20 protein-coding genes and 1 pseudogene are annotated in these 21,095 nt (G+C 64.2%); 9 read left to right on the top strand and 12 right to left on the bottom strand.

Annotated features, from left to right (window positions below):
* Nucleotides 1-131 precede the first annotated feature (131 nt).
* From AB3X99_RS15490 to AB3X99_RS15475, 4 genes are all read left to right on the top strand, one after another.
* Nucleotides 132-701, top strand: coding sequence for a sigma-70 family RNA polymerase sigma factor (locus tag AB3X99_RS15490; RefSeq protein WP_342948367.1), 570 nt, complete (start codon nt 132-134; stop codon nt 699-701).
* 16 nt (nt 702-717) lie between these two features.
* Nucleotides 718-1,020, top strand: a complete 303-nt coding sequence (locus tag AB3X99_RS15485) for a hypothetical protein (protein ID WP_368617418.1) — start codon at nt 718-720, stop codon at nt 1,018-1,020.
* Between the two features lie 68 nt (nt 1,021-1,088).
* Nucleotides 1,089-2,870 carry an ABC transporter transmembrane domain-containing protein gene (locus tag AB3X99_RS15480; protein ID WP_368617417.1) on the top strand — a complete coding sequence of 594 codons (1,782 nt, stop codon included), beginning with the start codon at nt 1,089-1,091 and terminating at the stop codon, nt 2,868-2,870.
* A gap of 271 nt (nt 2,871-3,141) precedes the next feature.
* On the top strand, nt 3,142-4,899 hold the full coding sequence (locus AB3X99_RS15475) for a peroxidase family protein (protein WP_368617416.1): 1,758 nt from the start codon (nt 3,142-3,144) through the stop codon (nt 4,897-4,899).
* Nucleotides 4,900-4,907: 8 nt separating this feature from the next.
* On the opposite strand, the gene AB3X99_RS15470 is transcribed toward AB3X99_RS15475, so the two are convergent.
* A complete protein-coding gene (locus tag AB3X99_RS15470; protein ID WP_141710579.1) occupies nt 4,908-5,648 on the bottom strand; it encodes a hypothetical protein in 741 nt (246 codons plus the stop codon).
* A gap of 265 nt (nt 5,649-5,913) precedes the next feature.
* Here AB3X99_RS15470 and AB3X99_RS15465 point away from each other — a divergent pair, with 265 nt between their 5' ends.
* A complete protein-coding gene (locus tag AB3X99_RS15465) occupies nt 5,914-7,284 on the top strand; it encodes an MFS transporter (RefSeq protein WP_069262271.1) in 1,371 nt (456 codons plus the stop codon).
* A 95-nt stretch (nt 7,285-7,379) separates the two neighbouring features.
* On the opposite strand, the pseudogene AB3X99_RS15460 reads toward AB3X99_RS15465, so the two are convergent.
* The 10 genes and pseudogenes from AB3X99_RS15460 to sufB all read right to left on the bottom strand — a co-directional run.
* Nucleotides 7,380-8,939: pseudogene (locus tag AB3X99_RS15460) on the bottom strand (phospholipase C); the annotation flags it as partial.
* Nucleotides 8,940-9,405: 466 nt separating this feature from the next.
* Nucleotides 9,406-10,152: an SDR family NAD(P)-dependent oxidoreductase gene (locus AB3X99_RS15455; protein WP_368617415.1), complete on the bottom strand. Its 747-nt coding sequence runs from the start codon at nt 10,150-10,152 to the stop codon at nt 9,406-9,408.
* A 69-nt stretch (nt 10,153-10,221) separates the two neighbouring features.
* The gene (locus tag AB3X99_RS15450; RefSeq protein ID WP_069262273.1) at nt 10,222-10,437 is read right to left on the bottom strand and encodes a hypothetical protein; all 216 of its coding nucleotides are present in this window, start codon (nt 10,435-10,437) and stop codon (nt 10,222-10,224) included.
* A gap of 143 nt (nt 10,438-10,580) precedes the next feature.
* Nucleotides 10,581-10,913, bottom strand: a complete 333-nt coding sequence (locus tag AB3X99_RS15445; protein ID WP_069262274.1) for a non-heme iron oxygenase ferredoxin subunit — start codon at nt 10,911-10,913, stop codon at nt 10,581-10,583.
* Between the two features lies 1 nt (nt 10,914).
* On the bottom strand, nt 10,915-11,241 hold the full coding sequence (locus AB3X99_RS15440) for an SUF system Fe-S cluster assembly protein (protein ID WP_368604657.1): 327 nt from the start codon (nt 11,239-11,241) through the stop codon (nt 10,915-10,917).
* A gap of 28 nt (nt 11,242-11,269) precedes the next feature.
* Nucleotides 11,270-11,722, bottom strand: coding sequence for a Fe-S cluster assembly sulfur transfer protein SufU (gene sufU / locus AB3X99_RS15435; protein ID WP_368617414.1), 453 nt, complete (start codon nt 11,720-11,722; stop codon nt 11,270-11,272).
* Complete coding sequence (locus AB3X99_RS15430; protein WP_368617413.1) at nt 11,719-12,972, bottom strand: SufS family cysteine desulfurase; 1,254 nt, start codon at nt 12,970-12,972, stop codon at nt 11,719-11,721. Before AB3X99_RS15430 ends, sufU begins: the two co-directional genes overlap by 4 nt.
* Entirely contained in the window at nt 12,969-14,294 is a 1,326-nt protein-coding gene (gene sufD / locus AB3X99_RS15425; protein ID WP_069262278.1) for a Fe-S cluster assembly protein SufD, read from the bottom strand. Before sufD ends, AB3X99_RS15430 begins: the two co-directional genes overlap by 4 nt.
* Nucleotides 14,291-15,103, bottom strand: coding sequence for a Fe-S cluster assembly ATPase SufC (gene sufC, locus AB3X99_RS15420; RefSeq protein ID WP_069262279.1), 813 nt, complete (start codon nt 15,101-15,103; stop codon nt 14,291-14,293). The genes sufD and sufC overlap by 4 nt, the downstream gene beginning before the upstream one ends.
* Nucleotides 15,104-15,116: 13 nt before the next feature.
* The gene (gene sufB / locus AB3X99_RS15415; RefSeq protein WP_342948272.1) at nt 15,117-16,565 is read right to left on the bottom strand and encodes a Fe-S cluster assembly protein SufB; all 1,449 of its coding nucleotides are present in this window, start codon (nt 16,563-16,565) and stop codon (nt 15,117-15,119) included.
* A gap of 157 nt (nt 16,566-16,722) precedes the next feature.
* Between sufB and AB3X99_RS15410 the strand changes: the two genes are divergently transcribed.
* The 4 genes from AB3X99_RS15410 (at nt 16,723) to AB3X99_RS15395 (ending at nt 19,171) form a co-directional block, all read left to right on the top strand.
* The gene (locus AB3X99_RS15410) at nt 16,723-17,979 is read left to right on the top strand and encodes an MFS transporter (RefSeq protein WP_368617412.1); all 1,257 of its coding nucleotides are present in this window, start codon (nt 16,723-16,725) and stop codon (nt 17,977-17,979) included.
* An 83-nt stretch (nt 17,980-18,062) separates the two neighbouring features.
* Nucleotides 18,063-18,326: a hypothetical protein gene (locus AB3X99_RS15405; RefSeq protein WP_069262282.1), complete on the top strand. Its 264-nt coding sequence runs from the start codon at nt 18,063-18,065 to the stop codon at nt 18,324-18,326.
* An 81-nt stretch (nt 18,327-18,407) separates the two neighbouring features.
* Entirely contained in the window at nt 18,408-18,668 is a 261-nt protein-coding gene (locus tag AB3X99_RS15400; RefSeq protein WP_028204289.1) for a DUF1488 domain-containing protein, read from the top strand.
* Nucleotides 18,669-19,015: 347 nt separating this feature from the next.
* Nucleotides 19,016-19,171 carry a hypothetical protein gene (locus tag AB3X99_RS15395; RefSeq protein ID WP_169739106.1) on the top strand — a complete coding sequence of 52 codons (156 nt, stop codon included), beginning with the start codon at nt 19,016-19,018 and terminating at the stop codon, nt 19,169-19,171.
* Here AB3X99_RS15395 and AB3X99_RS15390 read toward each other — a convergent pair.
* On the bottom strand, nt 19,168-20,862 hold the full coding sequence (locus AB3X99_RS15390) for an ATP-binding protein (RefSeq protein ID WP_368617411.1): 1,695 nt from the start codon (nt 20,860-20,862) through the stop codon (nt 19,168-19,170). The genes AB3X99_RS15395 and AB3X99_RS15390 overlap by 4 nt on opposite strands.
* Nucleotides 20,863-21,095: the final 233 nt, after the last annotated feature.

Here is a 21,095-nt window from a genome sequence, read left to right as displayed (position 1 = left end):
TGACCGAAATATAGTGACAGATGTCAATAAATATGCGGCTATCTCGGGTCTTGTTTAACGAAATATCCATGCCACATAAAACCCGCGATTACGCGCCACAATATTTCTATTTCCCGATCGTCTACACGGGTATGGAACCGCCGCCCACCCCCAGCCCGCCGAGTACGCAGGACCGCGAAATCGCCGACACCGTCGCCCGCGAGCGCCCCAGGCTGCGCAATTTCATCCGCCGCCGCGTGATCGACCAGGACGAAGCCGACGACATTCTTCAGGACGTGTTCGAAGAACTGGTTCAGGCGTGGCGGCTGCCTGAGCCCATCGAGCAGGTTGGCGCGTGGCTCTTTCGCGTGGCGCGAAATCGCATCGTCGACCGGTTTCGCAAACGCAAGGAAGTGCCGCTCGTCGAGCCGCAAGAGGGCGAAAGCGAGTATCGCCTCGACCTCGCGCTGCCCTCGCCCGACGCCGGCCCTGAGGCCGCTTACGAACGCGCAGCGATGCTCGACGCACTGCGCGCCGCGCTCGACGAATTGCCCGCCAGTCAGCGTGAGGTGTTCATCGCGCACGAACTGGACGGGCGCAGTTTCAAGGAGCTGGCCGCCGCGAGCGGGGTGGGCGTGAACACGCTGCTCGCGCGCAAACGTTATGCGGTGCTGCATCTGCGCGAACGTTTGCGCGCGTCATGGGACGACCTCGAGATTTGAACCGAAGGAGAATGGAATGAAGTTTCGCCGCAAAATATTCGCCAAGGCGCTGCTGATGGCGGCGGTCATCGCACTGCTGGGCGCAATCGTCATGGGCCTGTGGAACTGGATCGCACCGGCGATCGTCGCCAATGCACATGCCATCGACTATCCGCGCGCAATCGGACTGCTGGTGCTGTGCCGGATCCTGTTCGGCGGTTTCCGCGGGCATGGCGGCTGCCGCCGACGCATGCACTGGCACCAGTGGCAACAATGGCAGCACATGACGCCCGAGGAGCGCGAGCAACTGCGCAATGGCGCCGCGCCGCCCGCGCAATAAACCCGTGCCAGCCTCGCCCCGCCTCGGGCTGGCACAATCCCTTCATTGTCGATCCGCCAGGAAGCTCCATGCCAGATGTCGCCGCCCGCCGCCCTTCCCGCGTCGCGCCCCTCTTCGCCCTTTTGCCCTTCCTGCGCCCCTATGCGGGACGCTGGGCGCTTGCTTTCCTCGCGCTCCTGACCTCGGCGGGCGCGACGCTCGCGCTGCCGGTGGCATTCAAGTACCTGATCGACCGTGGCTTCGCGAGCGGCGATCGCACGCATATCGACCGCTATTTCATCGCGCTCTTCGTGGTTTCGCTGATCCTCGCCGCGGCGACGGCGCTGCGCTTCTACTGGGTCTCGTGGCTCGGCGAGCGGGTGACGGCCGACATGCGGCGCGCCGTGTACGACCACGTGATACGCATGAGCCCGCAGTTCTTCGAGACCACGCAGACGGGCGAAGTGCTCTCGCGCCTCACCACCGACACGACCCTGATCCAGACCGTGGTGGGCACCAGCCTCTCGCTGGGCCTGCGCAACGTGCTCCTCACGGTCGGCGGCGTGGCGATGCTCGTCGCGACGAGCCCGGTGCTGTCCGGCTACATCATCGCGACACTGGTCGTTGTGGTCGCACCTATCGTCATCTTCGGGCGGCGCGTGCGGCGGCTTTCGCGCGCGAGCCAGGACAAGGTGGCGAGCGCAAGCGCCCTGGCGGGCGAAGTGCTCAACGCCATGCCCACGGTGCAGTCGTATGCCCAGGAGTCGTTCGAGGCAAAGCGCTTTGGGGGCGCCGTGGAAGCGGCCTTCGAAACGGCGCTCACACGCATTCGGGCGCGTGCCGGATTGACGGCCGTGGTGATCGTGTTCGTGTTCGCCGCCGTCGTGTTCGTGCTCTGGCTCGGTGCGCAGGCGGTACTGGCCGGGCAGATGAGCGCCGGCCAGCTCTCCCAGTTCATTCTCTACGCGGTGTTCACGGCCGGCGCCGTGGGCGCCGTTGCCGAAGTGTGGGGCGATCTGCAACGGGCCGCGGGCGCCACCGAACGGCTGCTGCAACTGCTCGCCGCGCGCTCGCCGGTGGCGCAGGCGGCGGCAACCGTGCCGCTGCCCGCTCATGGCGCGGGCATCCGCTTCGACAACGTTGGCTTCTCCTACCCTTCGCGCCCTGGCATTGCCGCGCTCGACGCCTTCTCGCTCGACGTGCGCCCGGGCGAACATGTCGCCCTGGTCGGTCCGTCGGGCGCGGGCAAGACCACGCTCTTTCAATTGCTGCTGCGCTTTTACGACCCGCAATCGGGCAGCCTCAGCATCAACGGTGTGCCGACGCAACAGGTGTCGCTCGCGGCGCTGCGCCAGGCGATCGGCGTCGTGCTGCAGGAGTCGGTGATCTTCTCGGGCAGCGTGCTCGACAACATTCGCTACGGCTCGCCCGACGCGACGCTCGAAGCCGTGCAGCGCGCCGCCTCCATGGCGGCGGCAGCCGGCTTTATCGAGGAACTGCCGCAAGGCTACGACACGTTCCTCGGCGAGCGCGGCGTGCGCCTTTCAGGCGGTCAGCGTCAGCGCATTGCCATTGCGCGCGCGATCCTCAAGAACCCGCCCATTCTGCTGCTTGACGAGGCCACCAGCGCCCTCGACGCCGCGAGCGAACGCCTTGTGCAAACCGCGCTGGACAACGCTGCCCAAAACCGCACGACGCTCGTCATCGCGCATCGCCTCGCCACCGTGCAGCAGGCCGACTGCATCATCGTCATGGAGCAGGGCCGCATCGTGGCGCAAGGCCGGCATGCGGACCTGCTGCAGAGTTCGCCGCTTTATGCGCAGCTCGCGGCGCTGCAGTTCGGCGCGCAGCACGCGAATACCGTCACGTAACCATCAACCGGGCCGCCTGGGCGCGATTCGCGATTGCCTGCCTGCGTTGTCGAACGTTCGCAAATCGAAGCGCCGCCCAAGCGTGGGTTAGCGCACATTCAAAGCTTTCAGAAAAATTAATCCTGCTTCCTGTCAATCCGCCCTCTCCGTTTGCGGCGATCGTCGCCGCCATCACCTCAAAATAATCCACTCAGCCTGAAGTCGAACGGGGTCCTTCGCCAGCATGCTTGCGAAGTGTCTTTTCTGCGATGAATTACTTAGGAGAACGATAGTGAATCCCAAAGGTACACCGCGCAACCTCGTCGAAGCCCATGCGGGGATGAGCGGCCTGAACGAAGAGTTGACTTCGATTTTCCCGCCGCGCTTCAATCACTATGACCCTGCGCACCTCGCCGTACTCGCGCGAGGCATGCAGTCAGCAGCGGACACCGTATCGAACGATCCCGACCCGGAGGAGAACCTTTATGTACCGGCCGGCTACACGTATTTCGGCCAGTTCATCGATCACGACCTGACGCTCGATACCACGTCGCAGCTAACCTTGATCCAGGCGCGCAAGACCGGACAGCTGCCGACGAACCTGCGCACGCCGCGCTTCGACCTCGATAACGTATACGGCCCAGGACCCGACGACGCGCCCTACATGTATGCGGACGAAAACCACCCGCACAAAGGGATTTATCAGGGCGCCTCGCTGATCGAAGGTCACGACGATCTGCCGCGAACCGGGAATGCCTATAACGCTCGCGCGATTATCGGCGACAAGCGCAACGACGAGAATTCGATCGTCTGCCAGATCCAGATGCTGTTCCTGCGTTTTCATAACCGCGTGGTCGCGCGGCTCGCGAAAGCCGACGTCACGCTGCGCGGAAGCGATCTGTTCGAAGCGGCGCGCGCACAGGTGCGCTGGGCGTATCAGCGCGTGCTGGTCGAAGACTTCCTGCGTCGGATCGTCGATTCGTCCGTCGTCGATGCATTCGTGACCGCGCACGAGCAGGACCGCGCGCATGCCTACAAGCTTTATGGTCCGGGCCCGGCGAGACGCAACCTGCCGCGCGAATTCACCGGGGCCGCGTACCGGTATGGCCACTCGGGCGTGCGCAACGGCTATGTGCTGAACGACAACTTCAGTGCACCGATATTCGACGGCACGAATGCCAACAAGGACAGCCTCGTCGGTTTCGACCGGCTGCCCGAAACACACGTGATCGACGACTGGCAGCGCTTCTTCCCGCGCGAGCATCCGTTGCCGGGCGAGAAAGGCGGGCCCGGACTCGATGGCGCAAACAAGGCCGCCACCGGCGTTGCCGACAATGCCTCGAACGACGTCAAGCGTCTGCAATACGCGTACAAGCTCGATCCATCGATCGTCGATCCGCTTTCGAAACTTCCGCACAGCGTGTCCGATGTGCCGATTCCCGACGCGGCAAACAATCTCGCATCGGCGAAGGGCTTTCGTTCGCTGGCCATGCTCAACCTGTTGCGCGGCAACGTCTATGGCCTGCCAAGCGGTGAAACGGTGGCGAGCGCGCTCGGCGTGACGCCGCTCGGTCCCGACGAACTCGTGGTGCGCACCCAGGTTTCGAGCGATCCGTCGAAGACCTTCCGCTTCGATCGCATTGCCTCGCTGAATGCGGATGGCGCGAGCCCGGCGCTGGGCGACACGTTCAAGGACGATACGCCGCTATGGTTTTATATCCTCGCTGAAGCGCAACGGCCGGTGCTCGAACTCGCGCCCGTCGGCGAGACGTTCAGTGAAGACGACATGCTCGGCACGCAGGACGGCAAGCTCGGCGTCGGCGCATTGACGCGCCTTGGCCCAGTGGGGGGCCGCATCGTCGTCGAGGTGTTTTACGGGCTGCTGGACGAGGACCCGGATTCGATCATCCATCGCATTGGTAGCGCACCCGCGCTCGAAGCCGAGATCTTCAGCAACGCGCCCGCCACGTTCTCGCAGATCGTCGCTTTCGCGACCGCCGGCGAATGGCGGCTGATACCGCTGAAGGCGGTCGTCGACCTGGCGGCCTGAAGTCCCCGCTACCGAGGGGCGGCCAGGCGCGCGACGCTGCGCACCTGGCGCGGCAGCACGATATACATGCCCCATGCCACAAGCAGTATCGCGCGCAGTGCGTTTGCAAGTGGCTGCGCAGAGGAGACCCCTACATTGGTAATGGCGAGGCTGGCCGGCAAGGTCCACGCATACGTGATCAAGCCGAGCAGCGTGGCGCGCCAGAAGCCGAAACGCCTGGGTGCGGGCATGGCGTGCGCGGCCAGTCCGCGCCGCACCATGTACCCCACGAGCGGCAGGCTGAGCAGCAAATATGCGAGCATGGGCACGATGAAGGGCATGCCGGCAATCGCAAGCGAAATGGCCGGCGAAGATTGCGCGAGGTCGTGCGGCACCCGGTTCGCGGCGAACGCCATGAGCGGCGTCGCGATCTTTCCGAGCGATAAGCGCAACACGGAGAAGGCCACCACGAAGAGCAGCGCGCTCGCGAGCCACTGACGCCAGGCGCAGGACCACCAGAGATAAAGACGCCGGCCGAACGACACCCCGGGATTCAGCGTAAACAGCGCCCACTTGTCCCGGCGCGCGCCGATGCACGCGAGCACGACGAACAAAATGCCGGCGACGACGAATACGTGCTCATTCCATACCGTCAATTGCGCGTGCTGATCGACACTCGCCGAAGCCGGCGTGTTCGAGGCGAAATTCTGCAGATGCCGCGCAATATACTCAGAAGGGCTGAGGGCCTGCGAGGATAGCGGTGGAGTCATCGCGCCTCCGTCTTCCGTGATGCACTGCCGCATGGCGATTTCGTTCAAAAGCGCACACTGCATCACAACGTGATATATCATCGAGCTGTATCACGACGTCTCAACCCATGCCGATCAGGATGGAGCGATAGCGAGGGACGTATCACTTCCACCCGATCCGGCGAAGCCAACATCCCGGCCGATCGGGGCACGTTTTTTGCGCACCACCGGGACCCTGGTCATGCGTTTTGCATTGGCCATATCGCCCTTGCCTTGGGGGTGCGAAATGAATGCCGATCAACCGGGAGCCACGCTCCTTTCGGACGAAGACGCCCAACGCCAGTTGCGCCGCGCCGTAATTGCCAGCACCATCGGCACGACGATCGAATGGTACGACTTTTTCCTCTACAGCATTGTCACCGGGCTTATCTTCGCGAAGCTGTACTTTCCTGAATCCGACCCGCTAGTCGGCACCCTGCAGGCCTTTCTGATCTATGCCGTGGGCTTCGTCGCACGGCCAGTCGGCGCGGCCATTTTCGGCCACTATGGCGATCGCGTCGGCCGCAAAGCCACGCTGATCGTCACGCTGCTGCTCATGGGAGTCGCCACCTTCGCCGTGGCCTTCGTTCCGACCTATGCCTCGATCGGCATCTGGGGCGCCGTTCTGCTCACGGTGCTGCGCTTCATCCAGGGCGTGGGCGTGGGCGGCGAATGGGGCGGGTCGGTCCTGATGTCGATGGAGTGGGCGCGCACCAATTCGCACCGCGGCTTCGTTGCTTCCTGGCCGCAATTCGGCGTGCCGGCGGGACTCTTCATCGCCAATCTCGTGGTGCTCGCCGTCAGCGCGTTCTCCGGAGACGCCTTCATGACGTGGGGATGGCGGGTGCCGTTCCTGCTGAGTATCGTGCTCGTCGCGATCGGCCTCTATATCCGGCTGAGCATTCTCGAAACGCCGATCTTCGCGAAGCTCCTCGCCGAGAACAAGATCGAGAAAACGCCGATGCTGGAGGTCATTCGCCGCCAACCCAAGGACATTCTCCTCTCGGCGTTGGCGCGCATGGCCGAACAGGCGCCGTTCTACATCTACACGGCCTTCGTCTTCACGTATGGCGTGAAGACACTGCACGTTTCGCGCGACCTCATGCTCACTGCGGTTCTGGCTGCCGCCGTGCTGCAGTTCGTGACCATTCCGTTCTTTGGGCACGTGTCCGACCTGATCGGACGCAAGCGCATGTACATGATCGGCGCGTTGGCCGCGGGCATCTTCGGCTTTATCTACTTCGGCATGCTGGATACGAAAAACACGGCTTTGATTTTCGCGGCCGTGGTGCTTTCGCTCGTGCCGCACGCCATGCTCTATGGTCCGCAGGCGGCGTTCATCGCCGAATCGTTCACGGGGCGGCTGCGGTACAGCGGCGCCTCGCTCGGTTATCAGCTGGCTTCCGTGATTGCGGGCGGCCCGGCGCCGCTGATCGCAACGGCGCTCTTTGCGTATTACCGCACGGGTTATGCAATCGCGATCTATATCGCCGTGTGCGGTGTGATCAGTCTGCTCGCCGCCTGGCGCATGGGCGATTACACGAACAAGGATATTTCGCGCGAATACGACGACGCGCGCGGAACAGGCGATCACGGGCACGCTTCCCGCCCCGCATGATCGGCTGCTGAAAAACACAGCGCGCCCCTTCCCGACGAATCTGGCAGGGGCGCGCTTCTTTCTACCGATCAACAACGATCAGCGATCCTCAACGGTCAAACCTTCGGTGCCTTGTCGAGCACCACGCCCGTCGTCGGATCGAGGTACAGCCTGCGATCTTCGTGGCCGCGGCCGCGGCGGTCGAAGTCGAACATGCCCATGATGCTGCCGGCCGTCGCATCGAACGAACCGCCGCCGATGCGCTGACCGTCAAGCCAGTTGTCTTCGATGAAACGCACCACGGAAGACTGGTCGATCAGCGTATGGTCGACGTAGTTCTCGCGCGCCCACGGCGAGATCACGACGAACGGAATGCGCGTGCCCGGACCGCAGCGGCCGTTCACGGGCTTGCCGTTCAGGCCGGCGGGCGCCGAACCCGTGCCGCAGATGCCGGCGGCCGTCAGCTGGTCGGCCACGCTGTCGTACGAAGCGCTGGTGGGCTGCGCGTAGGCATGGTCGTACCAGCCGTCCGAGTCATCCCATGCCACGATCACGGCCGTATCTTCCCAGTCATGCTGATCCTGCAGGAAGTTCACGACCTTCGTGACGAAAGCCTGCTCGTCGAGCGGATCCGAATAACCGGCGTGGCCGTCCTGGTAGGCCGGAGCCTTCAGGAAGCTCACCGACGGGAAATTGCCCGCCTTCACGGCAGCGAAGAAGTCGTCGGTATCGTACTGGTGATTCGCCGGGTCGGGGTTGCCGTTCTTGCCCTCGGTGTGACCGATCGCGGCGAGCGAGCTCGGACGCAGATGCTGCGGGTTCGAGGTCGAAGCATAGTACTGGAACCAGTTGTGGTGCGGAATATAGTCGGCGGTAGCCGAGCCCACCACCGGCGAGACCGTGCTGCGCTTGCAGCCGGTCGTGCCGTTGCTGTTCGTCGTCGCGAGGTTGAAGCCGCCCATGAAGCCGCCCCACGAAACGCTACGCGCGTTCAGCAGGTCGCCGATATTCTTGCCGGTCATCTGCGCCTGGTCGGTCGCGCTCGAGCAGAGGTCGTAGGCCGGATCGACGTCGTTGATCATCGTAAAACCGTTCTGCCCGTCGTTCACATAGTACGAACCGGCGGTCGAAGGCTTCTTGGTCGTGAGCACAACCTTCATGCCGTTGGTCTGGCCCGAGACCACTTCGAGCGCACCGGGCGTCGACGGACCGTAGGTCGACGTATAGGCGTTATCGCTCATCGCGAAGTGCTGCGCGTAGTTCCACAGCGCCGTGACGGTGTTGCCGTCGTAGTAGCCCATCACCTGGCCCTTCGTGCCGAACGCGCCGGCGCCGCCGCTCGTGCCGTTACCCGTGTACAACGGGAAGAGGTCGGCATGGCCGTCGTCGTACGCCTGCTGCTCGGCCGTATAGGCGTGGTTCTGGTCGGCCGTGGCCGCCTGGGTCCGATCCAGACGGAACGGATTGGCAGCGCCCGTGCCATTGGCCGCATTCGTGAAGTTCGGATTCTTCGTCAGCAGCGTGCCCGTCAGACCGTTCACTTCGGGCGTGCCCGGTTGCGCCTTGAATGCTGGCTCGCCGGACGGGTTGGTCGCATGCGGGTAGGTCGCGAAGTAATGGTCGAACGAGACGTTCTCGCCATAAATCACGACCAGGTGCTTGATCGGAGTGGCGGTGTGATTGTGTTCCGGATGATTCTTGTCGTGATCGTCACCAGCACTCCACGCAATTGTCGATGCGAATGCTGCGGCTGTGAGCGAACCAACTGCGACGTGACGCCATTGCATTTTCGGCTCCTGGTTGGTTTCGTATTGTCGGGATCACCGTGAAGCCGGGTGAAGGCGTTATGCAGCTCGCATCGTGGCGCTCATGCCAGCTGAATGCGGAGGCTACACGGCATGAGGATTAAAGCATCGGGTTATGAATGCTCAGCGTCAGACTCCTTACGAAATATTTTCGATTGGAAAGTTTGGCGCTGAATCGGCACTCGGCATTCGATTGGCACGCTCAGTTGCCGACGCAACGATAAAGGCCACCGGGATTTCAGGTATGAAGATTGCTAACCCGCGCGCGCCGGTTAGCAAACGAGCTGAATAAAATGAATTGAGCCGCAGTGCGGCGGCCGGCAATGGAACAGGCGGCCTAGATGAAACTGACGCCGCCGTTGACGGCAATGGTTTGCCCCGTGACGAAGCCGTTGCCGACCACCATCAACACGACCTGTGCGACCTCATCGGCTTCACCGAGGCGGCCGACGGGCAGCCGCTCGGCGATGTTCGCGGCTTTCAGCGGCGCGGCCATCTCCGTGTCGATGGGTCCCGGCGCCACGGCGTTCACGGTCACGCCTTCCCGTGCCACGCGTGAGGCGTAGCCACGCGTCAAGCCTTCGAGACCCGCCTTCGAAGCGTTGTAATGAATGCCGACGAGGCCTGCGCCGCGCGCGGCGACGGACGAAAGATTGACGATGCGGCCCCAGCGGCGTGCGCGCATGCCGGGCAGCACCGCCTGCGTGCAAAGAAACGCCGACTTGAGATTGACGGCGAGCGTATGGTCGAATTCGGCCTCCGTAATCGACTCGATGTCGCTGAACGTGCCCGTGCCGGCGTTGTTCACGAGCACATCGACCGCGCCGAGGCGGCGCTCGATCTCGCCAATCATGCTGGTGACGTCACTCGCCGACGACACATCGGCGCGCACCGCGAGCGCGCGGCCGCCGGCGCTTTCGATCTCCGCGACGACCTGGTCCGCTTCGTCAGCGCGCTGCCGGTAGTTCACGCCAACCGCCGCGCCAGCCGAAGCCAGTGCCAGGGCAATGGCCCGCCCGATCCCGCGCGAGCCGCCAGTCACGAGCGCAACGCGATGATTCAGGTCGGGCAACAGAGCGGACATGGTGGGCTCCTTCTGCGGTGGGTTTGCATTTTACAGCCGCCGTTGCGCAAGACGCTCGCCTCGACGCGCTCACGGCGCCGTGCCAATGCCGCCGCCCGGGCCCGCCAGTTCGCCGTCTACGCCCAGCTCAGCCGCGTGGCCGTGGGCGTTCACGCGGCCGCCACGGCGCGAAAACGGCGGCGTGCGCAGCTTCGCGCGGCGACGCGGCCCGGAAACCGGGTCCAGATAGAACATGACGAGCGTGCCTGCCGCGGCGGCCGCTGCGAGATGGAACAGTGCCTTCATGGATGCCTCTCGATAGTTGCAACGCATGCAAAGCGCGGAATGCGGCGCGGTCGACTTGATTGAGTCGACCGGCCATTGCATCGATCCGCGCAGCCATTATGCCGCTGACAACTGTGCGTGAGGCGCCTGCATGGCTTCCGCTCTCAGGAAAAGCCCTCATCCCAGCGTGTATCGCGCACTTGCACCATGCCCGCTTCCACGCGCACTGCGAACACCGCGACGTCCTCATACGCGGGCGGCGCGAGAACCTTGCCCGTCTTGATGCAAAAACGGGCGCCATGGCGCGGGCAAATCACCTCGTCGCCCTCCACGGCGCCGCCCGTCAGCACGCCGCCGTCGTGCGGACAGGTATCCTCGATCGCATAACAGGTCCCTTCGAGATTGAATACGGCGACCGCCGTGCCGTCCACATCGACGCTGCGTACGGAACCCGGTTCAAACTCGGCGTATGGCGCCACGTCCACCCAGTCGGCCATATCAGAGCATCCCCAGTTGCAGCAGCGCCGCTTCGGACATGCGCGCTCTCGTCCACGGCGGGTCCCAAACCAACTCGACGTTCGTTTCGCTCACGCCTTCCACTTCGTTCACGTATTCTTCGACCGTGCCAGGGAAGGTTTGCGCGACCGGGCAGCCCGGCGCGGTCAGCGTCATGCGGATCATCACGTGCCCCGTTTCGGCATCCACGTCGAGTTGATACACGAGCCCCAGATCATAGATGTTCACCGGTATCTCCGGATCGAACACCGAGCGCAACGCGTCGATCACGCGTTCGCGCAAGTCGTTGCTCGCCGTTTGCGTATTCATCGTCATATGCCTCCAGGCCCGCGCGGCCTCATTCCGTCGATACGGTTCCGCGCTCGTCGCGCAACGCGGCGTGCAGCGTGTGCCACGCCAGCGTCGCGCATTTGATGCGCGCCGGAAATTCGCGCACGCCCGCGAGCACCGCGAGCTTGCCGAGACCTTCGGCAGAGGCCGGGCGGTCCGAAGGCGCCGTCGCCATCGCGTGGAAGCGTTCGAACAGCGCCTCGACTTCCGCCTGCGTGCGGCCCTTGAGCGCTTCGGTCATCAACGAAGCCGAAGCCGTGGCGATCGCGCACCCCGCGCCCTCGAACCCGGCTTCCTTGACCACGCCGTCCTCGATACGCAGATACAACGTGACGCGGTCGCCGCACAACGGGTTGTAGCCTTCGGCGCTATGCGTCGCGCCGGGCACCGTGTGGCAGTTCCGCGGCCGCCGGTAGTGGTCGAAGATCGTTTCCTGGTACAGGTCGCGCAAGTCGCTCATAGCGGGAACACCTCTTCTACACGCGCGAGGCCGTCGAGCAGCGCGTCGACTTCGGCGCGTGTGTTGTACAGCGCAAACGAAGCGCGCACCGTGGCCGGCACGCCATAGCGGTCCATCACCGGCATCGCGCAATGATGGCCCGTGCGCACCGCGACGCCGCACTGGTCGAGTATCGTGCCGATGTCGTGGGCGTGCGCGTTCTCCATGACGAACGAGAGGATGCCGAGTTTTTCTTTCGCCGTTCCGATCCTTCGCACGTTAGGCATCCCACGCAATGCTTCGTCGGCATACGCGAGCAGATCGGCCTCGTGCCGTTGCGCTACTTCCAGGCCAATTGCACTTATGTAGTCCAGTGCGGCGCCGAGCCCGATCGCCCCCGCAATGTTCGGCGTGCCCGCTTCGAACCGCCATGGAATCACGTTGTACTCGGTCTTCTCGAACGTCACGGAGCGGATCATGTCGCCGCCGCCCTGCCATGGCGGCATGGCTTCCAGTAGCGCAGACTTCGCGTACAGCGCGCCAATGCCGGTCGGGCCATAGACCTTGTGACCCGAGAACGCATAGAAGTCGCAATCGAGCGCGACTACGTCCACGGGAACATGCGCGATCGCCTGCGCGCCGTCGACCAGCACCGGCACGCCGCGCGCATGCGCAAGTTCGATCATCTGTGCAAGCGGATTGACACTGCCCAGCGCGTTCGACGCATGCGACACCGCCACCATGCGCGTGCGTGGGCCGAGCAGGCGCGCGTAGGCGTCGAAGTCGAGCGTGCCGTCGTCGTCGATCGGCGCCACCTTCAGCACCGCGCCGGTCTGCTCGCAGACAAGTTGCCACGGCACGATATTCGAGTGATGCTCCATCGCGGTGATGAGCACTTCGTCGCCGGGCTCAAGGCGCGGCCGCGCGTAGCTTTGCGCCACCAGATTGATCGCTTCGGTGGTGCCGCGCGTGTACACGATCTCCTTCTCGTGCGTCGCGTGAATAAAACGCGCAATGCGCGCGCGGGCGCCCTCGTAGGCATCGGTCGCGCGCTGCGACAGCAGATGCACGCCGCGATGCACGTTGGCATTGTCGTGCTCGTAATAGGCCTGCTCGGCGGCGATCACGCTCGCGGGCTTCTGCGTGGTCGCCGCGTTGTCGAGGTACACGAGCGGCTTGCCGTGCACGCTTTCCCGCAGAATCGGAAAGTCGCGGCGCCAGGCCACGACCGCTTCGGCGTCGGGAATGCCCACCGGTTCGAGCAGATTCATGACAGTCCCCGCAGGTACTCGCCACCGGGCAGGCGCGCGAGCAGCTGTTGCGTGAGCCGGCCGCGCAGCGCGGCGCTTTCCACGCGATCCACGCTCACGCGCGCGAACGACCACACGAGGAGCGCGCGCGCCATGCGCTCGTCTATGCCGCGCGAGCGCAGGTAAAAGAGCGGGCTCTCGTCGAGCTGGCCGACGGTCGCGCCGTGCGTGCACTTCACGTCGTCGGCGTGAATCTCCAGTTGCGGCTTCGTGTCGATTTCGGCGTTGCGCGAGAGCAGCAGATTGTCGTTGCCTTGATGCGCATTCGTCTGCTGCGCGTCCTGATGCACGATCACGCGGCCGTCGAACACCGCATGCGACGCGCCGTCGAGCACGCCGCGATAGTATTCCCGGCTGGTGCCGCGCGGCATCTCATGGTCGATGCGCGTGTGATGATCCACGTGCTGCCGCGCGCTCACGAAATACAGGCCGTTCAAGTCGACTTGCGCGTCTTCTGCGTCCAGACGCGTGTCGATCTGCGTACGCGACAACGCGCCGCCGAACGCGAACGAGTGCGAGGTGAAGTGGCTCGCGCGCCGCTGCGAAACACCGACGTGCGCGATATGAAACGCGCTGCGCGCCTCCTGCTGGATGCGGCAATGCTGAACGTCGGCCTCTTCGTCGGCGACGATTTCCGTGGCGGTGTTGACGAAATAGGCTTCGTCGGTAATACCCGCGAACTGCTCGACGATCGAGCAACGCGCCCCGCGCTCCGCGACCACCGCGTTGAACGGGTGCATGGCAAGCGCGGCCTCGCTGCTGAAGAACAGCACGTGCAGCGGCCAGTCCAGCGCGCAGCCGGGCGGCAGCACGACCATGTAGCCGTCGCTGCGAAACGCGCCGTTGAGCGCCGCAAAGCCGTCCTCGGGCGCACGCCGCGCCATGATCGATTCGACCCGCTCAGGAATCCTGCGCATTGCCTGTGCAAGCGTGCCGACGAACGCGCCTTCCGGCAAAGGCGGCAACGACGAGAGCTTCGGCACGTGGCGGCCGTTCACGAACACGATACGCCCGCCCGCGTCGGCGGGCACGAGGTCGTCGATCAGGCGGGCGTAGTCGGTCTGCTCGCCGTCCGAAGGCATGAAATGCCAATGCGGCTTCGCAATCGGCATCACATTGGTGTATTTCCACGCTTCGAGTTGCGTGCCGGGAAAGCCCAGCGTCTCGAACCGGTCGAACGCGTGCCGTCTCGCCTTGCGCAACCACGGCAGCTCGACGCCAGCCAGCGTCCCCGCCATCGTGCGGAAGGCGTCGCGGTAATGCTCGCGCGTTGATTCGCTCATCGTTGCTCCCTGGCGGCTGCCGTGTGTTGCGTGCCGGCGCCCTGCCCCGCTGCCGGTTCGTCGCCATCCTGCCCGCCGAGCCAGCCATAACCCTTGCGCTCCAGCTCGAGCGCAAGCTCATGCGAACCCGAGCGCACGATGCGCCCCTGTGAAAGCACGTGTACCTGGTCCGGCACGATGTAGTCGAGCAGGCGCTGATAGTGCGTCACGAGCACGATGGCCCGGTCCGCGCTGCGCATCTGGTTCACACCACGGGCGACGAGTTGCAACGCGTCGATATCGAGCCCGGAATCGGTCTCGTCGAGAATGGCGAGACGCGGCTCCAGCACCGTCATCTGCAGCACCTCGTTGCGCTTTTTCTCGCCGCCCGAAAACCCTTCGTTCACGCCCCGGTAGAGCAGGTCTTCCTTCATCTCCATGGCCGCCATTTTTTCCTTCACCAGTGCGAGAAAGTCCATGGCGTCGAGTTCCGCCTCGCCACGATGCTTGCGCTGCGCGTTGAGCGCGGCCTTGAGCAGATAGATATTGCTCACGCCCGGTATTTCCACCGGATACTGAAACGCGAGAAAGAGCCCGCGGCGCGCGCGCTCGTCGGGCGCAAGCGCGAGCAGGTCGCAGCCGTCGTAGTGCACGCTGCCCCCCGTGACCACGTATTGCTCGCGCCCCGCCAGCACATGGGCGAGTGTGCTTTTGCCGGAGCCGTTCGGCCCCATGATCGCGTGAACCTCGCCCGCATTCACGCGTAAATCCACTCCGCGCAGAATCGGCTTGCTTTCCACTTCGACATTCAGATTGCGGATTTCCAGCATCCTTTTCTCCCTCTCAACCTACACTGCCTTCCAGGCTCACGCCCAGCAGCTTCTGCGCTTCCACGGCGAATTCCATCGGCAACTCCTTGAGCACGTCCTTGCAGAAGCCGTTGACGATCATCGACACCGCGTCCTCTTCACTGAGCCCGCGCTGGCGGCAATAGAACAACTGGTCTTCGCCGATCCGCGACGTCGATGCTTCGTGCTCGACTTTCCCGCTCGGGTTCTTCACCTCGATATACGGAAACGTGAAGGCGCTGCAGCGATCGCCGAGCAGCAGCGAATCGCACTGCGTGTAGTTGCGCGCGTTCTCGGCCGAGCGCGCCATTTTCACGAGGCCTCGATAGGCGTTCTTGCCGCGGCCGGCCGAGATGCCCTTCGAGAGAATCGTGCTGCGCGTGTTGCGACCGATATGCACCATCTTCGTACCGGTATCGGCCTGCTGATAGTGATTGGTGAGCGCCGCCGAATAGAACTCGCCGATCGAATTGTCGCCCTGCAAGATCACGCTCGGATACTTCCACGTAATGGCGGAGCCGGTTTCGACCTGGGTCCACGAAATCCGCGCGTTCGCCTCGCGGCAGTCGCCGCGCTTCGTCACGAAGTTGTAGATGCCGCCGCGCCCATGCGCGTCGCCCGGATACCAGTTCTGCACCGTCGAATAGCGGATTTGCGCGCCTTCCAGCGCGACGAGTTCCACCACGGCGGCGTGCAGCTGGTTTTCGTCGCGCATCGGCGCGGTGCAGCCTTCCAGGTAGCTCACGTAAGCGCCCTTGTCGGCCACGATGAGCGTGCGCTCGAACTGGCCCGTGTTGCGCGCGTTGATGCGGAAGTACGTGGACAACTCCATCGGGCAGCGCACGCCCGGCGGGATATAGCAGAACGAGCCATCGCTGAAGACTGCCGAGTTGAGCGTCGCAAAGAAGTTGTCGGTGTACGGCACGACCGAGCCGAGATACTGGCGCACGAGGTCCGGATGGTCGCGCACCGCTTCCGAAAACGAGCAGAAGACGATGCCAAGCTCGCCCAGCTGCCGCCGGAACGTCGTGGCAACCGACACGCTGTCGAATACCGCGTCCACGGCCACCCCCGCGAGCATCTCGCGCTCCTGCAGCGGCACGCCGAGCTTTTCGTAGGTGCGCAGGAGTTCCGGATCGACTTCGGCGAGGCTCTTCGGGCGGTTTGCCTGGGTAAGCGGCGCCGAGTAGTAGGCGATGTCCTGGAAGTCGATGGGCGGGTGTTCGATGCTCGCCCAATGCGGCTCGGCCATCGTGAGCCAATGCCGGTAGGCGGCGAGCCGCCATTCGAGCATGAAGTCCGGCTCCTGCTTGCGCGCCGAGATAAGACGGATCACGTCCTCGGACAAACCGCGCGGCAACGTGTCCGACTGCACGTCCGAAACGAAACCGTGACGATATTCCCGCCGCAGCAATTCCTCGAATGTTTTCGCTTGTGTATCCATGACGTTATTACGGTCTCCTTTACACTCATGACCTCATTCTAGAACCCCTGGCAAAACCCTGGCATGGCCGGGGTTTAAGCAGAGCACATAAGGCGCGAAGCAGGCACGCGCGATGCGGAAGACCCTGTTGACAAGAGAGAAATGACAACGCATCCGCGTGAAGCCGACCCTTCCACTACTGGCCGTCAGTTTCTTCGCCGCGGACGTGCAGGCGGGCGCGGGCCCCTTTCTCGGCATCTATCTCCAGGCCCATGGCTGGACGCCGGAAACGATCGGCACCGTGCTGACCATGGGCGCGGTGATCGGCACGCTCGCGACAGTGCCCGGCGGCGCGCTCGTCGACGCCATTTATCACCGCCGCGCGGTGGTCGTCGGCGCCAGCCTGTTGACCATCGTGGCCGCTTGCGTCATCTGGCTTTCGCACGGCTACTGGCCGATCGCGTTTTCGCAGATCGCCACAGCCGTCGGGGGTTCGGTCATGGGCCCCGCGTTGACGGGATTGACGCTCGGCATGGTCGGCCGCAAGAACTTCGACCGGCAATACGGGCGCAACCAGGTCGCGAACCATGCCGGCAACATCATCGCCGCGGCGTTGTCCGGCGCGCTCGGATGGTGGCTCGGCATTGCCTATGTGTTCGTGCTGGGCGCGGCATTCGGTCTCGCGTGTATCGCGTCCGTGCTGCTCATTCCCCCGCGTTCGGTGCACCGGCACTACGCGCGCGGCCTCGTGCACGACGACGAAAAAGATCGTTCGCAGGTGCGCGCCGAACGCATGCGCATGTTGTTGCATTGCCGCCCCCTGCTGTTGCTCGCGGCGTCGCTTGCCGCGTTCAGTCTCGGCAATTCCGCCATGCTGCCGCTCTATAGTCTTGCCGTCGCGGCAGCCCATCACGGCGACGCTAACCAGATCACCGCCGCCAACATCATCATCTCGCAGATCGTGATGCTCACCGCCGCGGTCTTCGCAAGCCGCATCATTCGCCGCTGGGGCTTCTGGCGGGTCATTCTCGCGACGCTCCTCACGCTGCCGCTGCGCGGCGTGTTCGCCGCGTGGCTGGCGTCGCCGTGGGGCATCCTGCCCGTGCAGGTCCTCGACGGTCTCGGCTCCGGTTTGCAGAGCGTCGCCATCCCCGCGCTCGTGGTGCATTTGCTGCATGGCAGCGGCCGCGTGAATCTCGGTCAGGGTGCGGTGCTCGCGGTGCAGGCAGCGGGCGGCTGCCTGAGTCCGCTGCTGGGCGGGTGGCTCGCCAACCGCTTCGGCTATCCAGCGGCGTTTCTCGCGCTCGGCAGCCTCGCCGTCGTCGCGTTGGCTATCTGGGTCACGCAGGGCGCGACCATCCGCCGGTCGTGCGACACGCGCCGCGACGAACTGGAACAACTCGCCGACGTCGACACGTCGGCGTTGTTTCACTGACGACGATGGCCGCACGTCCACGCTTGCGGGCACGCGATTCGCGGCACCTTGCAGGGCATGACGATGAAGACCAGGGAGGAGCCATGAAGCCACTGCATGTTCCCGTCTGGGGCGCGATCGCCTGTTTGGCGCTCGCCGCCTCCTCGTTGTCCGTCAACGCACAGACCCAAACGCCCGCTCATCCCCCTGCGCCGCCGATGGTGAAACCGCCGGCAGCCGTGCCAGGCACGGCAAGCGAATCGAACCCCGCCAACCCCGATAACATGCCTGTGAAGAAACCCAAGGGGCCCGCCACCCACGACAAGATGATGCGCAGCGACCCCGCCAGCGACGCTCAGGCCAAATAGCACAAAAAGAAGCGCAAATAGAACTCACCCCTGGCTGCGCCAGGCTCTACCCTTTAACAATAGAACTCACGGAGGACCAGGATGAGAATCGAATTCACGAGTCGCCGTCACGCTGTGGCTGCCGCACGCGTCGCGTTCGAAGCCAACGTGGACAACCGCCCGGTATGGTGCAGCGTGTCGCTCGACGCGCTGAACGACCGCTTCGGCAACACCGGCACATCGGCGCATGCGCTATTGAGCGCCTTCGAGGCAAACCGCCCGAGCATCGAACTGGCCGCGCGGCACGCGCTGGAGAAAAACGGGGGCCAGTCCGTGGAGCTCGAAACGCGCGATCTCGAGTAAGCGCGCCGACGCAAGCGCAATGGCAATCGCAACCGGGTTCGAGTCGTCAGCCGAACGGGCCTGCTCCCGGCAGGGCTCGAGACTTCCCAAAGAACTGAAGAGCGCTCGCCCGAGTGCAAGTCTGGCGAAGCCGAGGTGTCCATAATGGCTGGCATCCGTACACTGCCGCTCGGTTCAATTGCGCATCGCAATCGGCTAATCTTTTCTTGCGTCCGCGACCAGCGCCACCCTTTCGTGTGCGTCGCGTTGTTTCCCCCGGCGCTTGCCGCGGAACGCACCTGCCAGCCGCACTACGCTTGAACCCGTTCGCCTCGACGCGACGGCCCTGACGTGACAAGGAGGCAGACATGGACGCATTACAGTGGGGAACCGCCATCGGCGTCATGGTATTGGTCATCGCGGCCACGGCCGTGATTGCGCACTATCGCCGCGAACGGCGCCGCGCAAGTCTGTTGCGCAACCTCCACCACCACAACGGCATCCGCTCTTCGCACCTGCGCTAGCCAGTCATACGCCAGCCGTCTTGCGCGCACATCTGGAGCATGGTGCGCAGCCGTCCGATATCGGCGGGCTTCGCGAGATGCGCATGGAAACCGGCCGCCAGCGCCGCCGCCCGGTCGCTGTCCGAAACATGCCCGCTCAGCGCGACCAGCATCACGTTGGCGTGATCCGGCATGGCGCGCATGCGCTCCGCCAGTTCGTAGCCGTTCATGCCCGGCATGCCGATATCGACGAGCGCAAGATGCGGCTTCCATTGCCTCAGCATAGTCAGTGCGCTCGCGCCGTCGCCGGCCGTTCTGACTTCATGCCCTTCCAGTTCGAGCAACGCGCCGAGTGCGAAACACGCGTCGGCATTGTCGTCGACGATGAGCACGCGCGCCGGGCCGTTGCCCGCCAGCACGGCGGGGAGCGGCTTGACGGTTTCGGCGCTGCCGGTTCGCACGGGAATCGAGAGGCGCGCCAGCGTGCCGCGTCCGATTCCCTCGCTCGTCACGAGAATCTCGCCGCCATGCAACTGTGCGAGACGCTGCGCAATGGGAAGTCCGATGCCGAGGCCCCCTTCCAGCCGCGCGCTCTTGCCCGCGAATTGCGCAAACGGCTCGAAAATGCGCGAGAGCACGGCCGGGTCGATCCCGATGCCGTTGTCGCGAATCGAGATCTCGACACAGCGCGCGCCGCCCGTGCTCTTCTGTTCGACGACGAGCGTAATCTCGCCGCCGTCAGGCGTATAGCGCACGGCATTGGAAAGCAGGTTCACGATCACCTGCGTGAGCCGCGTCGGGTCTGCGAACAACCGCAGGTCGCCGGCAAGCGGCCGCACGCTCAGTGTATGCCTGCGCGCCTGCACACGCTCGCGGATGGAGGCGAGCGCGTCGGAGAGGATTTCGTTCAACGACGCATCGGTGGGATCGACGTTCAACTTGTCATGGTCCAGGCGCGACGCATCCTGTAGTTCGTCCATCAGACGTTTGAGCTGCGCGATCTGGCGCTGCGCAACCGCGAAGTATTCGCGCTGCGGCGCGCGATCTTTGCAGATCATCTGGAGCGCCTGAAACGCGTTTTCGAGCGGCGCGAGCGGATTGCGGAACTCGTGTGCGAGCACGGCGATCACTTCCGAATAGCGCTGTGTCTGCATGCGGCTATGGTCGCGCGCCTCGACCAGATCGAGCGCCGAGCCGGCCACGGCGGCAAACTCGCCGAGCACCCGCTGGTCTTCGCGGGAGAAACGCGATCGTTCCTCGAGCGAGGCGACCCAGATCGCGCCCAGTGGCCGCCCTTTCGAAACGATAGGCAGAATGAGCGCCTCCTGGACGTCGGCGCATGCGGGGGCGAGAACTGGGAAATCGTCGCTCAACGCGGTGAAAAGCAGCGGCTTGCCGGCTTCGAGCACGGCGGCGCACGGACAGTCGCTCCAATGGATTCGGCTTCCGCACAGGTTCGCGAACTTGCCGGCCACGCTGTGCCAGCGAAAGTAGCGCTCTTCGCCTTCGCGCTCCAGCAAACTGATGCCGGCCGATTGCGCGCAGCACAAACGCATCGCAAAGTCTGCAATCCTCTGCAACAGCACTTCGCGCGAGTCCAGTTGCGCGGTGACCAACGCGAGAAGCGCCTGGTTCTCGCGCGCATGGTCGGGCGCGCGAGACGGTCGCGCATCGATATCGGCGATAGCGGGCGACCTACGTTTCGGTGCCATTGCGGTCTCCTCCGGTGGCCCGATGAAGCTATTTATGTCGTGGTAATGGGGCTGAGACATTTTATGCACCGCCGAAGAGAATGTTAATTGCCGCAGGATGTTCGTAATGGCAGCATTCCGGACAGGTGCTCACTGCACACACCGCAGCGCGAATGACGCGCAATACAGCGGACGAAAAAAACGGAAACAGTGACGGCGAGTGACAAAAACGCCCGGAATTCCGGGCGTTTTTT

Origin of the sequence: Paraburkholderia sp. BR10882, from assembly GCF_040948855.1 — a bacterium.
GTDB classification, from domain to species: domain Bacteria; phylum Pseudomonadota; class Gammaproteobacteria; order Burkholderiales; family Burkholderiaceae; genus Paraburkholderia; species Paraburkholderia nodosa_A.
This window is presented reverse-complemented; position numbering and strand designations above follow the sequence as displayed.

Bases quoted from the DNA above. Each gene is read 5' to 3' on its own strand.
- AB3X99_RS15490 (WP_342948367.1), top strand. From the start codon at position 132: ATGGAACCGCCGCCCACCCCCAGCCCGCCGAGTACGCAGGACCGCGAA.
- AB3X99_RS15485 (WP_368617418.1), top strand. From the start codon at position 718: ATGAAGTTTCGCCGCAAAATATTCGCCAAGGCGCTGCTGATGGCGGCG.
- AB3X99_RS15480 (WP_368617417.1), top strand. From the start codon at position 1,089: ATGCCAGATGTCGCCGCCCGCCGCCCTTCCCGCGTCGCGCCCCTCTTC.
- AB3X99_RS15470 (WP_141710579.1), bottom strand. From the start codon at position 5,648: ATGACTCCACCGCTATCCTCGCAGGCCCTCAGCCCTTCTGAGTATATT.
- AB3X99_RS15465 (WP_069262271.1), top strand. From the start codon at position 5,914: ATGAATGCCGATCAACCGGGAGCCACGCTCCTTTCGGACGAAGACGCC.
- AB3X99_RS15455 (WP_368617415.1), bottom strand. From the start codon at position 10,152: ATGTCCGCTCTGTTGCCCGACCTGAATCATCGCGTTGCGCTCGTGACT.
- AB3X99_RS15450 (WP_069262273.1), bottom strand. From the start codon at position 10,437: ATGAAGGCACTGTTCCATCTCGCAGCGGCCGCCGCGGCAGGCACGCTC.
- AB3X99_RS15445 (WP_069262274.1), bottom strand. From the start codon at position 10,913: ATGGCCGACTGGGTGGACGTGGCGCCATACGCCGAGTTTGAACCGGGT.
- AB3X99_RS15440 (WP_368604657.1), bottom strand. From the start codon at position 11,241: ATGAATACGCAAACGGCGAGCAACGACTTGCGCGAACGCGTGATCGAC.
- sufU (WP_368617414.1), bottom strand. From the start codon at position 11,722: ATGAGCGACTTGCGCGACCTGTACCAGGAAACGATCTTCGACCACTAC.
- AB3X99_RS15430 (WP_368617413.1), bottom strand. From the start codon at position 12,972: ATGAATCTGCTCGAACCGGTGGGCATTCCCGACGCCGAAGCGGTCGTG.
- sufD (WP_069262278.1), bottom strand. From the start codon at position 14,294: ATGAGCGAATCAACGCGCGAGCATTACCGCGACGCCTTCCGCACGATG.
- sufC (WP_069262279.1), bottom strand. From the start codon at position 15,103: ATGCTGGAAATCCGCAATCTGAATGTCGAAGTGGAAAGCAAGCCGATT.
- sufB (WP_342948272.1), bottom strand. From the start codon at position 16,565: ATGGATACACAAGCGAAAACATTCGAGGAATTGCTGCGGCGGGAATAT.
- AB3X99_RS15405 (WP_069262282.1), top strand. From the start codon at position 18,063: ATGAAGCCACTGCATGTTCCCGTCTGGGGCGCGATCGCCTGTTTGGCG.
- AB3X99_RS15400 (WP_028204289.1), top strand. From the start codon at position 18,408: ATGAGAATCGAATTCACGAGTCGCCGTCACGCTGTGGCTGCCGCACGC.
- AB3X99_RS15395 (WP_169739106.1), top strand. From the start codon at position 19,016: ATGGACGCATTACAGTGGGGAACCGCCATCGGCGTCATGGTATTGGTC.
- AB3X99_RS15390 (WP_368617411.1), bottom strand. From the start codon at position 20,862: ATGGCACCGAAACGTAGGTCGCCCGCTATCGCCGATATCGATGCGCGA.